8 protein-coding genes are annotated in these 13,667 nt (G+C 63.7%); 5 read left to right on the top strand and 3 right to left on the bottom strand.

The features are described from left to right. Window positions 1–88: 88 nt before the first annotated feature. From AC0L2R_RS16285 to AC0L2R_RS16275, 3 genes are all read right to left on the bottom strand, one after another. The gene (locus tag AC0L2R_RS16285; protein ID WP_473510170.1) at window positions 89–880 is read right to left on the bottom strand and encodes a TIGR02186 family protein; all 792 of its coding nucleotides are present in this window, start codon (window positions 878–880) and stop codon (window positions 89–91) included. Then, a complete protein-coding gene (locus tag AC0L2R_RS16280) occupies window positions 880–1,803 on the bottom strand; it encodes a sulfite exporter TauE/SafE family protein (protein WP_023802164.1) in 924 nt (307 codons plus the stop codon). The genes AC0L2R_RS16285 and AC0L2R_RS16280 overlap by 1 nt, the downstream gene beginning before the upstream one ends. A gap of 190 nt (window positions 1,804–1,993) precedes the next feature. Continuing rightward, complete coding sequence (locus AC0L2R_RS16275; RefSeq protein WP_473510168.1) at window positions 1,994–5,971, bottom strand: peptidoglycan-binding protein; 3,978 nt, start codon at window positions 5,969–5,971, stop codon at window positions 1,994–1,996. Window positions 5,972–6,419: 448 nt separating this feature from the next. Between AC0L2R_RS16275 and AC0L2R_RS16270 the strand changes: the two genes are divergently transcribed. The 5 genes from AC0L2R_RS16270 to AC0L2R_RS16250 all read left to right on the top strand — a co-directional run bounded on the left by AC0L2R_RS16270 (window position 6,420) and on the right by AC0L2R_RS16250 (window position 13,662). Then, a complete protein-coding gene (locus tag AC0L2R_RS16270; protein ID WP_023802166.1) occupies window positions 6,420–6,881 on the top strand; it encodes a MerR family transcriptional regulator in 462 nt (153 codons plus the stop codon). Between the two features lie 285 nt (window positions 6,882–7,166). Then, complete coding sequence (locus AC0L2R_RS16265; protein WP_473510166.1) at window positions 7,167–8,963, top strand: acyl-CoA dehydrogenase; 1,797 nt, start codon at window positions 7,167–7,169, stop codon at window positions 8,961–8,963. A gap of 56 nt (window positions 8,964–9,019) precedes the next feature. Further along, window positions 9,020–10,189 (top strand): acyl-CoA dehydrogenase family protein, encoded by a 1,170-nt coding sequence (locus AC0L2R_RS16260; protein ID WP_128185351.1) that lies wholly within the window; start codon window positions 9,020–9,022, stop codon window positions 10,187–10,189. Window positions 10,190–10,219: 30 nt separating this feature from the next. Next, complete coding sequence (locus AC0L2R_RS16255; protein ID WP_473510164.1) at window positions 10,220–11,428, top strand: acetyl-CoA C-acetyltransferase; 1,209 nt, start codon at window positions 10,220–10,222, stop codon at window positions 11,426–11,428. A 14-nt stretch (window positions 11,429–11,442) separates the two neighbouring features. Continuing rightward, window positions 11,443–13,662 carry a 3-hydroxyacyl-CoA dehydrogenase NAD-binding domain-containing protein gene (locus tag AC0L2R_RS16250; RefSeq protein WP_473510162.1) on the top strand — a complete coding sequence of 740 codons (2,220 nt, stop codon included), beginning with the start codon at window positions 11,443–11,445 and terminating at the stop codon, window positions 13,660–13,662. Window positions 13,663–13,667: the final 5 nt, after the last annotated feature.

Raw genomic sequence — 13,667 nt, 5'->3', positions numbered from 1 at the left:
ATTTGGGGAGCGACAGCCGGTGTTCGGCCGGGCCGGGGTCGCGGTCTAACCCACGAGCGTAAAAAGGGGAACCGCCTTTGAAAAGAGTTTAATCCTTCCGGAAGACGAGCCTTCCGAGCCAGCCTGTCAGCATGGCCAACGACACCGCGAAGACGCCATACAGGAAAGAATAATCGTGGGCGACGCGGAAGATCGACTGTTCGAAACCGGATTTGCGGATTTCGAGCTGGGCGGAGCTTTCCTTGATGAACAGGCCGCTCTTGAACAGGAACGCGCGGGCCTTGTGGGTGCCGACCGGAACATTGGGGGCGAGCCTGACGGTGGCGCGGAACAGGTTCTGCGACAGGAACTGCACGCCGCCGACATTCACGCTGTAGAGGCCGGTCGCCGTCTTTCGCTCGCGCAGTGCCGCGGTGAATTCCTGGATGGTCGCCGGACTGTCGCCAGCGTCGGCCGGCTGCATGTAGATGTTGGCGGCGCCGAGCGACAGTTGCTTGTAGCTGTTGGGATCGGTGACGTCCTGCAGCGGCCGCGTCGTCGCCACCGAATAGGACACCGGCACATTCTTGAAGGTCTCGGACTCCAGATTGATCCAGATGCCGAGCACCCGGTCCTTGCGGCGCACGACGACCTTCCGGGCCGGACCCTCAAGCACGACGACGATGTCGTAGCGCCCCTGGCGCGCGACACGCGGGTCGGCATTTTCCAATGAGCCGAAGATGGTGAGGTCGGCGCCGGAAAAGCCGGCGGTGATCGAGACATGGTCGGTGGACAGGCCGATCTGGATGTTTTCGGTAACCGGCGTCTGCGTTCTTGCCGGTGACGAGGCGGCGAACAGCGACAGCGAGGCAACGGCCAGGAACGTCCTAAAACCCGCCATCAGGTCGGATCCGCGCCGGACAGCGAATAGAGGCTGGGCGGCGTCACGAACAGATCGATGGCGAGCCGGATGGCAACCGCCAGCACCAGCAGTGCCAGCAGCGCCCTGAGCTGCTCGCCGCGCAGCCTTTGGCCGGCCTTGGCGCCGTATTGCGCGCCGGCGACGCCGCCCGCCATCAACAAGAAGGCGAGCATGACGTCGACCGTCTGGTTGGTGGTGGCATGGACCAGCGTGGTGTAGGCCGAGGTGAAGATGATCTGGAACAGCGAGGTGCCGACGACGACGTTGGTCGGCACTTTCAAGAGATAGATCAGCGCCGGCACCATGATGAAGCCGCCGCCGACGCCCATGATCGACGACAGGAAACCGATGCCGGCGCCGAGGCCGAGCACCGGGATGACGCTGACGAAAAGCTTCGAGGCCCTGAACCGCATCTTCAGCGGCAAGCGGTGGATCCAGTTGTGCTGGCCGGATTTCTTCAGCACCGGTGCCGCGCCGCTGCGCGTGGCGCGCAGCGCATTGACGCTCTCGACCAGCATCAGCCCGCCGACGGTGCCGAGCAGCACGACGTAGAGCAGCGAGATGAACAGGTCGAGCTGGCCGAGCCGGCGCAAGAAGCCAAAGACGAAGATGCCGCCGGTCGAGCCGACGATGCCGCCGGCCAAAAGCACACCACCGAGCTTGAAGTCGAGCGTGCCGCGCTTCACGTGCGACAATGCGCCGGAGAAGGAGGAGGCGATGACCTGGTTGGCGCCGGTGGCGACTGCGATCGCCGGCGGTATGTTGTAGAAGATCAGCAGCGGCGTGATCAGGAAGCCGCCGCCCACTCCGAACATGCCCGAGAGGAAACCCACCGCCGCGCCCATGGCCAGCAGCACGAAGATGTTGACGGAAATTTCCGCGATCGGGAGATAGATGCCCACCCGTCAGTCTCGATCAGTTTGCCTCTCGACGAATGCAACCGTTGCGGGCATTCGCGCCAAAAAGCTGTCTCGTTCTTGCGCCGGCCGCGCGGCGAAGTCAAACCTCGCGACGTCGCCGAAACAAAAAACAACTCAATCAGTTAACAGGCGAATGTGTGGCAAAGGCGTCGCGGAAACGACGCATCTGACGTTATTTGCGCGCAAGCAGCGCCTTGACCAGCTTTTCGTCGACCGTGCCGGTAGGCTTCAGGTCGTTGTCGGTCTGGAAAGCCATGATGGCATCCTTGGTTTTCTGGCCCATCACGCCGTCGTCATTGCCGGCCTCATAGCCGTTCTTGTTGAGAATGCGCTGGATGTTCTGAACGACCTTCTTCATGTCGACGCTGGCGGTCGTCTGCGGCGTGCCGTCCTGCCACGATTCGGGAATATCGGCCGAATTGGCCGCAGGATCGACCGGCTTTGACTTCCACAGCTCCGTGGCGGCACGTGCGCGTTCGAGCTGCTCGGGCCTGAGCGCCTTGGCGATCTCGTCGCGCTTTGCCGCCGCATCCTTGTCGCCGGTCTTGGCGACGAGCGCGAACCATTTGTAGGACTCTTCGAGATTCTGCTTCATGCCGACGCCCTTCGCCGCCAGGATGCCGAGATTGAACTGGCTGTCCTTGACGCCGAGATCGGCGGCGGCCTGGAACCAGTGCGCGGCCGATTCATTGTCGGTCACGCCGTCCGCCGCCATGGCGAAGAGCACGGCGAGGTTGTGCATGGCGCTGGCGTTGCCCTGCGCAGCGGCGAGCTGGTACCAGGTCTTCGCCTTCTTGACGTCGCGCGCGACGCCGGTGCCCTTCTCGTAGAAGTTGCCGATGCGGTATTCCGCCGGTGCGAAGCCGAGCTCGGCTGATTTCTCGTACCATTTGGCGGCCGCGGCCATGTCTGGCTTGACACCGCGCGATTCGGCGTAGCGCGAGCCGATCTCGAACAGTGCCTTGGCGTCGCCGCCGGCCGCTGCGTCACGCAAGGCAGCCGGGCCGGCATCGGCTGGAATGTCAATCTTGGCAGTGGCCGCCGCCGTCGAAGCATCCGCTGAAGTGACCGTGCCGGTCATGTCCTGGGTCGCGGGGGTGGCGTCCGGGGCGGTGGCCATTGGTTCGGCGTCCGCAGCCGTCGAGCCCGCAGGTGCCGACGCTGTCATGTTCGCCGCCGCCGGATCGGGCGACGCCGTTGAAGCCATTGGCGCAGGAACAGGCTCGGCCGCGGACCCTGGGTGCATCGGCGTTTCGGCATCCGCCGATATTTCGGTATCCGACGGCATGGCGATGGCGGCCTGCGCCGGTATGTCGTCCTCGGCTACCGATTCGGATGGCTCTGCCTGCCGGACGGCGCCGCCTGGTGCGCTTTCCCCTGCGGTTTGTGCGTCCGTCTTCGGCTCGTTGACGGTACCGATCGATGCGGTTTCCACTGGCTGCGCGGCCGCCGTCGGCGCCGTATCGTTGCTGGCCATTTCGACCGGGTCGGAGACAAAGGCCTTGCCCAATTGCAGGCCGGCGAGCGCCAGCATGACCGCGGCGGCTGCCATCAGAATCGGCTTGCGTCGCGCCTTGAGCAAGTCGCCGATCCTGAGCGCCTTCACCGGCCCCCTCATCGTCGATTGCCGCTTGAGAGCGTCGGCCTCGGCAGCGGCCGCTTGCGCCGCGCGCCTGGCTGCGGCGATGAAGTCGGATTTCGATGCGTCGGCATTGCCGGCCCTGCCGGGCGGGCCGCGTTCGTCGCGCACGCGCTTCATGATGGCGTTGAGGTCAGGTGGGCCGGAGCCGGGCTCCAGCGGCCGGTTGGCAACCTTCGGGTCCAGCGGCTCGTCGAGATCGGCAATCGGTATCTCGACATCAGGCGCGGAGCCGGCAAGCGGCGGAACGATCGTCTCCTTCTTGGCCTTGAAGGCGCGCGCCAGTCCGCCGAGCATCGACTTCCGGCCGCCGGTCGGCTGGCTTTTTTCTGCCGTGTCCGCGCCAAGCGCCGCCATGGCCGCGGCCGCTGCGGCTTCGGCCGGCGTGCGCGTGCCCGGGTCGCTACGCGTGCCCGGTTCGCTAGGCGAACTTGAGTCATCGCTGATCATGGCAGAGACATGGCTGTCGAGGTCGGCCATGTCTTCCGTCAGCGGCAGTGGCTGGTCGATGTCCATGGACGGCGCGTCACGTACGGCCATCTTTGACGATCGCACGCCGCGCCAGCTGTCCGGCTCGGCCGGCTGCGTATTCAGAAGTTCACTCACAGCGTCGGCCGGCTCGCCGGTTTCTAGCGTGCCCAGCCGGTCGACGATCTTGAGCAGCGTGTCGTGGATGGCTTCGAAGGTCCTCGAATTGCGCTCGTCGGAACGGCGCGTCAGTGCTTCGAGCGTCTTCAGATCCTGGGCGAGGCCAGAGACGGCCGCCGTGTTGGCACTGGAGCCCGCCAGAGAACGGACGGCGCTCTCGGCTGCCTCGCGCGCCGCGCTGAGGATGGAATCGCGGGTGCCAGCCAGCGACTTCTCGATTTCGTTGAGCCGAGGGCTGATATCCTCCAATTCCGGCAGTGGCGCGCCGGGTTTCGAGAGGTGCGCCGACAGGCCCGCGACCTGCGCTTCCAGGCTGCGGATCAGGGCCGGGTCGATGCCGGCGACTTGTGCCGCCGATGAATCCAGCCGGATTGAAATGTCTTCGAGCCGGCTTTCCAGACCACGGATCGCCGCTTCACCTGCGTGATCGGGAACGCGCGTCTCCAAGCGCTTGGCCAGCGCGCTGAAGCGGGCGTCGAGGGCGTCCATGATGCCGGCGCCATCGATCTGCGGCACGCGCTGGTCCAGCCTGTCGGCAACTTCGTCCAGCCGGCGCTCGAGATCGCGAAACAGCATGTTGCCCTGTTCGATCGCGTCGCCCTGGCGGCGCTCCATCATGGCGGACAGCACGTCGAAACGCTGTTCCAGTCCCTGGAAGATATAGTCGGCGTCCGGCATGGCAGGCGCCCGGTCGATCTTGTCGGCAATAAGCGCGATCTGCTTGTCGAGACGCTCCATCGCCTGCTCAGGCAAATTGGCCCGGCTGGCAAGATCGTCGACCCGGCTCGACAGCATGTTGAGGCGGTCGATTACCTCGCCGCTGGGGTGGACTTGCGTCACTTCCTCGATCTGTTCGGCAAGCGAGGCGATCCGCTTCTCGATACGCTCGAATGCTTCGGGGTCGAATGAATTGGCCTGCGCGGCGACGGTCGAGGCGACGATGGCGCGGGAAATCTCGTCCAGCCGCTCGTCGATCATTGCCAATGTGCTGCTGCCGAGACTGTCCTGCTGGCGGGCGAAATGCTCGACCGCGCCGGCAAGCGTGCGGACCTTCTCTTCGAGCGAACGCAGCGACAGCGATTCCGGCAGATTGTTGACGGCATTGCTGATCTGTTCAAGCCGTCCGGTCAGCATCGAAAGACCCGGTGCGTCCGACCGCTGTCGCTGATCGGCATCGACACGATCCTCGAACGCGGTCCAGCGGCGGTCGAACTCGTCCCAGCGGCGGCCGACCGCCTGCACGCTCTCCTCGCGCGCCAACGTGTCGAGCGCGGCCTTGACCTGCTCGAGATCGAGCCGGAGCATGTTGACGCTTCTGTCGTCGCTCTTTTCGGCCAGGGACTGGATGGCGCCGGAAAGCCGCTCGAACTCGACGCTGAGTTCGGCGCTGCCTTTGCCTCCCGCCGATTGGCCACCCGGCTCGGTGCTTGCCTGGAAAGCCCGCTCGATATCGTTGCGCAGCGCTTCGAATTCGCGCTGCAGGCCGGCGGTCATCTGGTGGCGCAGTTCCTCGCGCAGGCCGCGCAATTCGCCGGCGATCTTGCCGACCACGGCGACGCCGTCTTCCTGGCCGCGCACGCGGTCGATGTCGCGGGCGATCGCCTGGTAATTCTGGTCGAAGGCAGCAGGCGCCGGGCTTTTCGGCGGCTGCGCGGGGCGCGGATCCTCATAGGGCCGGGCGCTGGCATAGCGCGGCTCCGCGCTCAGCCGGCGCGGATCGGGACGTTCGCTCAAGTCCTCGCGCGTCCGCTCCAGCCGCTGCTCCAGCGTTTCCAGGGAACGGTTGAGCTGTTCAAGCGTGGTGTGCGGCCTGCGCTGCCGGCCGGTGTTGAGTGTATCGAGATAGGACCGCTTGCTGTTCATCGATGCGCCCGTTCAGTTTCACTGCTGGCTTTATGACCAGTGTTCCCAAAGTCCTGCCGGAAACGAAGGCGGCCGCGGCTTTGCTGCGGTGGACTCCGAAACCGTGAAAAATTCGCTACAGGATAAACACGGGTGACCGACATGCGCACAATTCGCCCAACGTGGTAAACAACGCGTTAACCAAGCTTAAGAAGTTACAACGATGTTGACGAGCGCCTGAAGCGCGGCCGAGCCGTGCGCTGGCGGATGCGGCAAAAAGTTCCTCCCGCACGACGCCCTTGCTTCGTGAGGCGGCTATCGGTATAGAATTGACGTAAACGTAAGGGTGCAGATTGTGCCGTTTGCGATTTTGTTTGTTGAAACCACGAGTGGAAGCACGCCCCCGCTTCGACTCAGGCGACGCACGGTCCAGGACCGCGGCGCCACCAGATGGGGAAAGCCAGTGACCATGAAACTTGTTTCGCCCGGCGAAGCCGCGGCCAATACCAATGACATGTCCGATAAAGCCGGCGAGGATCTTGTCCGCATCGGCGAGATGGCCAAGAAATACGGAGTAACGCTGCGTACGCTGCGTTTCTACGAGGACAAGGGCCTTCTCAATCCGCAGCGCGACGGCTCGACCCGTCTCTACACGCGTCGCGACAAGGCGCGGCTGAAGCTGATCCTGCTCGGCCGCAAGGTCGGGTTCTCGCTGCGCGACGTCAAGCAGATGATGGACCTCTACGACCCCAGCGGTTCCAACACCAAGCAGTTGCGACTGACGCTCGACAAGTCGGAGAAGCAGCTTGCCCGCCTGCAGAAGCAGCGGGCTCTGATCGACGATGCCATCAACGAGTTGAGCAACTCGATGGCGGCGGTGCGTCAGATGCTGAGCGAACGCTCGGCGCCGCAGGCCAGCGTCGCCGGGTAATTCTTCGCCCGCTTCCGGTGAATGGCCTTCTGGGAGAGAGCCGCGTGGGGCTTGGCTGCGCGGCTCTTCCGTTTGTCTGGCGGCTGCGTCGGGATTTTTCAATCTGTTCGGCTACGGCCAGCGCCGTTACGCTATGAGCGAGCGGCGGGGATAATTTGTCGCATCAAAAAATTGACGTTTACGCAAACGTCAACTTTTGCTATTCCGACCTGAACATTGGTTCGCATGCCCGTCTGACTTCACATTGGGGGATTCGGGGCCAAGGCCGCATGGTGGAGGAAACGCATGCCGATCTACAGGGCGCCGGTCCAGGACACGCTGTTTGTGCTGAACGAAGTGCTGGGCTACCAGCGCTATTCCAATCTTCCCGGATTTTCCGACGCGACGCCGGACGTGGTCGAGGCCATCCTCGCCGAGGGCGCCAAGCTCGCTGAAAATGTCATGCAGCCGCTGAACCGCGTCGGCGACATGGAAGGCTGCGAGCGCCATGGCGACGGTTCGGTGACGACGCCGAAAGGCTTCAAGGAGGCCTTCGACCAATACCGCGAGGGCGGCTGGTTGGGGCTGGCCGCACCCGTCGAATTTGGTGGCCAGGGTCTGCCTTACGCGGTGCATACCGCTGTTTCCGAATATATGATTTCGGCCAACATGTCGCTGATGATGTACCCCGGCCTGACGCAGGGCGCGATCGCCGCGATCATTACCCATGGCACCGACGAGCAGAAGGCGCTCTGGTTGCCGAAGCTGGTCGAGGGCGTCTGGACCGGCACCATGAACCTGACCGAGCCGCATTGCGGCACCGATCTCGGCCTGCTGCGCACCAGGGCGGTTCCCAACGGCGACGGCACCTACAGGATTTCGGGCCACAAGATCTTCATATCGGCCGGCGAGCACGACATGGCGGACAACATCGTCCACCTGGTGCTGGCCCGCATCGACGGCGCGCCGGAAGGCGTGAAGGGCATTTCGCTGTTCATCGTGCCGAAGCTCAAGCTCGATGCATCAGGCAATCCTGGCGAGAAGAACACCGTCTCCTGCGGCTCGATCGAGGAGAAGATGGGCATCCATGGCAATTCGACCTGCGTCATGAATTACGACGAGGCACAAGGCACGCTGCTTGGCGAGACGAATGGCGGGCTTAAAGCCATGTTCACGATGATGAATGAAGCGAGGCTCGGCGTCGGCCTGCAGGGGCTTTCTGTGTCGGAGGTCGCCTACCAGAACGCTGTGTCCTATGCCAAGGATCGCCTGCAGGGACGCTCGCTGTCTGGGCCGAAGGCGCCGGACAAGAAGGCCGACCCGATCATCGTCCACCCCGATATCCGCCGCAGCCTGATGACCATGAAGGCCTTCAACGAGGCCGGTCGCGCACTGGCGCTGTGGACGGCGATCAAGTCCGATATCGCCCACCGCGCCAGTGACGACAAGGACCGCCAGGCCGCCGACGACTGCACCGGGCTGATGACGCCGGTGGTCAAGGGCGTGCTCACCGACAAGGGTTTCGACCACGCGGTGATGGCGCAGCAAGTGTTCGGCGGGCACGGCTATATCGAAGAGCACGGCATGAGCCAGTTCGTGCGCGATGCCCGCATCGCCATGATCTACGAGGGCGCCAACGGCATCCAGGCGCTCGACCTCGTCGGCCGCAAGCTGGCCTTGAATGGCGGCCGCGCCGTGCAGGCCTTCTTCAGGGAGGTCGGCGAATTCTGCGAGGAGAACCGCACTGACGAGAAGATGGCGCCCTTCACCAAGGCGCTGAAGAAGGGCCTCAACGATCTGCAGGCGGCGACGATGTGGCTGATGCAGAACGGCATGGCCAAGCCCGATAACGCCGGCGCCGCCTCGACCGACTACATGCACCTCTTCGGCCTGGTGGCGCTGGGCTACATGTGGGCGCAGATGGCTAACGCAGCCGGGGCGAAATTGGCGAATGGCGGCAATGGTTCTTCGGCCTTCTACGACAGCAAGCTGGTGACGGCGCGCTTCTTCATGGAGCGGATCATGCCGGAAACGTCGGCGCATCTCGCCCGCATCTCCAGCGGCGCCGATACATTGATGGCACTGCCGGCGGAAGCGTTCTAAGCTCGATTTTCCCTCCCCTCGAGGGGAGGGGGACGTCGGCGCAAGGGAGAAACAGCATGACCAACCCCGCCGAAATCCTCGGCCTTCCCAAACCTGCCTGGGCGGCGGACGAGGTCGGCATGCTCTACGACATGGCGCACCGCTTCATGTCGGAAGAGATCGCGCCGCGCTATGACGAGTTCGAGAAGAACGAGATGGTCGACCGCGAGTGCTGGCTGAAGGCAGGCGCGGCCGGCCTGCTCTGTGCCTCGATGCCGGAGGAATATGGCGGTTCGGGCGGGACGTTCGCGCATGAGAGCGCCATCATCGAGGCGATCGGCCATGTCGGCGTCGACGGTTTTGGCATCGGCCTGCACAATTCGATCGTCGCCCCTTACATCCTCCACTACGGCTCGGAGGAGCAGAAGAAGAAGTGGCTGCCGAAACTGGCGACCGGCGAGTTGATCGGCGCCATCGCCATGACCGAGCCCGGCGCCGGCTCCGACCTGCAAGGCGTCAAGACGCGCGCCGAAAAGGACGGCAACCAGTACAAGGTCAACGGCTCAAAAACCTTCATAACCAACGGCCAGCTCGCCAATTTCATCATAATCGTCACCAAGACCGATCCGGAGAAGGGCGCCAAGGGCACCTCGCTGATCGTCGTCGAGACCGACGAGGTGGAAGGGTTCGAGCGCGGCCGCAACCTCGACAAGATCGGGCTCAAGGCCAACGACACGTCGGAACTGTTCTTCAATGATATGCGCGTGCCGACTTCCAATCTGCTCGGCCACGAGGAAGGCCAGGGCTTCGTCCAGTTGATGCAGCAATTGCCACAGGAGCGGCTGCAGATCGGCACTGGCGCCATCGCCATGGTCGAACGGGCGCTGGCGTTGACCATCGACTACGTCAAGGAGCGCAAGGCCTTCGGCAAGGCGATTATCGATTTCCAGAACACCCAGTTCAAGCTGGCCGAACTGAAGACCGAGGCGACCATCGGCCGGGTCTTCTACAATGACTGCGTCGCCCGCCATATCGATGGTGGTCTCGACCCGGTGACGGCCTCGATGGCCAAATACTGGCTGTCCGACCTGCAGGGAAAAGTCGTCGACGAATGCCTTCAATTGCATGGCGGCTATGGCTACATGAATGAGTATCCGATCGCCCGCATGTTCCGCGACGCCCGCGTCCAGCGCATCTACGGCGGCACCAACGAGATCATGAAATTGCTGATCGGGCGCTCTCTCTGAGAGACTTTCAGCAAACCAAGGAGCAGGAAAATGGCCGAAGCTTATGTCTATGACGCCGTGCGCACGCCGCGCGGCAGGGGCAAGAAGGATGGCTCGCTGCACGAGGTGCCGGCGGTGCGGCTCGGCGCCAAGGTGCTTGAGGCGATCCGTGACCGCAATGGGCTGGACACCGGCACCGTCGACGACATCATCTTCGGCTGCGTCGATCCGGTCGGCGAGGCGGGCTCTGTCATTCCGCGCGCCGCCGCCTTCGAGGCCGGCTACGACACGAAAGCGCCCGGCATGCAGATCTCGCGCTTCTGCGCCTCTGGCCTGGACGCCATCAATTTCGGCGCCGCCAAGATCGCGCAAGGCGCCGACGAGATCGTCATCGCCGGCGGCGTCGAATCGATGTCGCGCGTCGGCATGGGCGCGTCCGGCGGCGCCTGGTTCATGGACCCCTCGGTCGGCCTGCCGGGCTGGTTTGTGCCGCAGGGCATCTCGGCCGATCTGATCGCCACGAAATACGGCTTTTCGCGCGACGACGTCGACGCCTATGCGGTCGAAAGCCAGAAGCGTGCCGCCAAAGCCTGGGGCGAAGGCCGCTTCAAGAATTCGGTGATCTCGATCAAGGACCAGAACGGCCTGACCATCCTCGACCATGACGAGCACATGCGGCCTTCGACCGATATGCAATCGCTGGCGGCCCTCAACCCGTCTTTCGTCATGCCCGGCGAAATGGGTGGCTTCGATGCCGTCGCGGTGCAGAAGCATCCCGAGGTGGAGGAGGTCAATCACGTCCACCACGCCGGCAATTCGTCCGGCATCGTCGACGGCGCGGCGGCCATTCTGCTCGGCTCGAAGAAGGCTGGAAAGTCGCTCGACCTGAAGCCGCGCGCTCGCATCCGTGCATTCGCCAATATCGGTTCGGAACCGGTGCTGATGCTGACCGGTCCGGTCGACGTGACCGAGAAGCTGCTGAAGCGCGCCAGGATGAAGCTGTCGGACATCGATCTGTTCGAGCTCAACGAGGCGTTCGCCTCGGTGGTGCTGCGCTACATGCAGGCTTTCGACATTTCGCACGACAGGATCAACGTCAATGGCGGCGCCATCGCCATGGGCCATCCGCTCGGCGCAACCGGTGCAATGATCTTCGGAACGGTGCTGGACGAACTGGAGCGCCGCGACCTGAACACCGCGCTGGTGACGCTCTGCATCGGCGCCGGCATGGGCACCGCAACGATCATCGAACGCGTCTGACGGGAGAGAGACCGATGAGCTACACCAATTTCACCCTCGACATTGACGCCGATGGCATCGCGCTGATCACTTGGGACATGCCCGACCGCTCGATGAACGTCTTCACCGAAGAGGCGATGCTGGAGCTGAACGCCATCGTCGACAAGGTGGCGAGCGATGCGGCGATAAAGGGGGCGGTGATCACCTCCGGCAAGGACACGTTCTCCGGCGGTGCCGACATCACCATGCTGCAGAAGATGCTGTCGAAGTTCGCAGCCGATAAAGCCAAGGACCTGGACAAGGCGACCAACGCATTGTTCGACAATGCCGGCTACATGACCGGCCTGTTCCGCAAGCTGGAGACCTCAGGCAAGCCGTGGGTATCGGCGATCAACGGCACCTGCATGGGCGGCGCGTTCGAGCTGTCGCTCGCTTGCCATGGCCGTGTCGCGGCCGATTCCGACAAGGTCAGGATGGCGCTCCCGGAAGTGAAGATCGGCATCTTCCCGGGTGCCGGCGGCACTCAGCGCGTACCGCGGCTGACCGACCAGCAGCAGGCGCTGCAGATGCTGACTTCCGGTCAGACGCTGTCGCCGCAGAAGGCCAAGTCGATGGGCCTGATCCATGAGATTGCCGAACCGGCGAAGCTGGTCGAAACCGCCAAAGCCATGATCAAAAATGGCTTGAAGCCAGTGGCGCCGTGGGACGAGAAGGGCTTCAAGCTGCCCGGCGGCCCGGTCTATTCGGTGGCCGGCGCCAATCTGTGGCCACCGGCAATCGCCATCCTGCGTCGCGAGACCTATGGCAACTATCCGGCTGCCGCGGCCATCCTGAAATGCGTCTATGAAGGCCTGCTGGTGCCGTTCGACACCGGCTTGCGCATCGAGCAGCGTTATTTCACCGAGATCATGCAGACCAGGGAAGCGGCGGCGATGATCCGCTCGCTGTTCGTGTCGCTGCAGGAACTGAACAAGGGCGCGCGTCGCCCGGCCGGCGTGCCGGAAACCAAGTTCAAGAAGATCGGCGTGCTCGGCGCCGGCTTCATGGGCGCCGGCATCGCCTATGTCACGGCCAAGGCCGGCATTCCGGTGGTGCTGCTCGACCGCGACATGGACGCTGCCGCCAAGGGCAAGGCGCATTCGGACAGCCTGATCTCGGATCAGGTCAGGAAGGGCCGCGCCAAGCCGGAGGACAAGGACAGGCTGCTGTCGCTGATCACGCCGACGGCGGACTATGCCGACCTCACAGGCTGCGACCTGGTGGTCGAGGCGGTATTCGAGGATTCGGGCGTCAAGAAAGACGCCACCGAAAAGGCGGAGGCCGTGCTGAAGCCGTCGGCGGTCTTCGCATCGAACACGTCCACCATCCCGATCACGTCGCTGGCGAAGAATTCGGCGCGGCCGAAGAATTTCATCGGCGTCCATTTCTTCTCGCCGGTCGACAAGATGATGCTGGTCGAAATCATTTTGGGCAAGAAGACGGGCGACAGGGCGCTGGCCACCGCGATCGACTTCGTCCGCGCCATCAAGAAGACGCCAATCGTCGTCAACGACACGCGCGGCTTCTACGTCAACCGCTGCGTGCTGCGCTACATGTCGGAAGCCTACAAGATGCTGATCGAGGGCGTTCCGGCGCCGATGATCGAGAATGCGGCGAAGGCCGCCGGCATGCCGGTCGGCCCCTTGGCGCTGACGGACGAAACTGCGATCGACCTCGCGCAGAAGATCATGAAGCAGACCATGCGCGATGTCGGCGACAAGGCGGTCGACCCGAAGCAGATGGCGCTGATCAACACGCTGGTCGACACGTATGGCCGCTTCGGCCGCAAGAACGGCAAGGGCTTTTACGATTATCCGCAAAAGCCTGCCAAGAAGAAGCTGTGGCCGGACCTGAAGGATCTCTATCCGCAGTTGGCGCCCGAAGAGGTCGATTATGGGGAACTGAAGCAGCGGCTCCTGGTCACCATCGCGTTGGAGGCGGCCCGGGTGATGGAGGAGGGCATCGTCACCGACCCGCGCGAGGCCGATGTAGGCTCGATCCTCGCCTTCGGCTTCGCGCCCTTTACCGGCGGCGTGCTGTCCTACATCGACGGCATCGGCGCAAAAAAATTCGTCAAGATCGCCAAGGGTCTTCAGAAGAAGTACGGCGGCGAGTTCAAGGCGCCGAAGCTCCTGCTCGACATGGCAGAGAAGGGCGAGACTTTCTACGAACGCTTTGATCCCTATGCCAGGAGCGAGGCCAAGAAGGCGGCGTGACGCCG

The sequence above is a fragment of the Mesorhizobium sp. WSM4820 genome, assembly GCF_055811075.1.
Note: the sequence above shows the minus strand (reverse complement) of the source record. Positions and strands in the feature narration are given on the sequence as shown.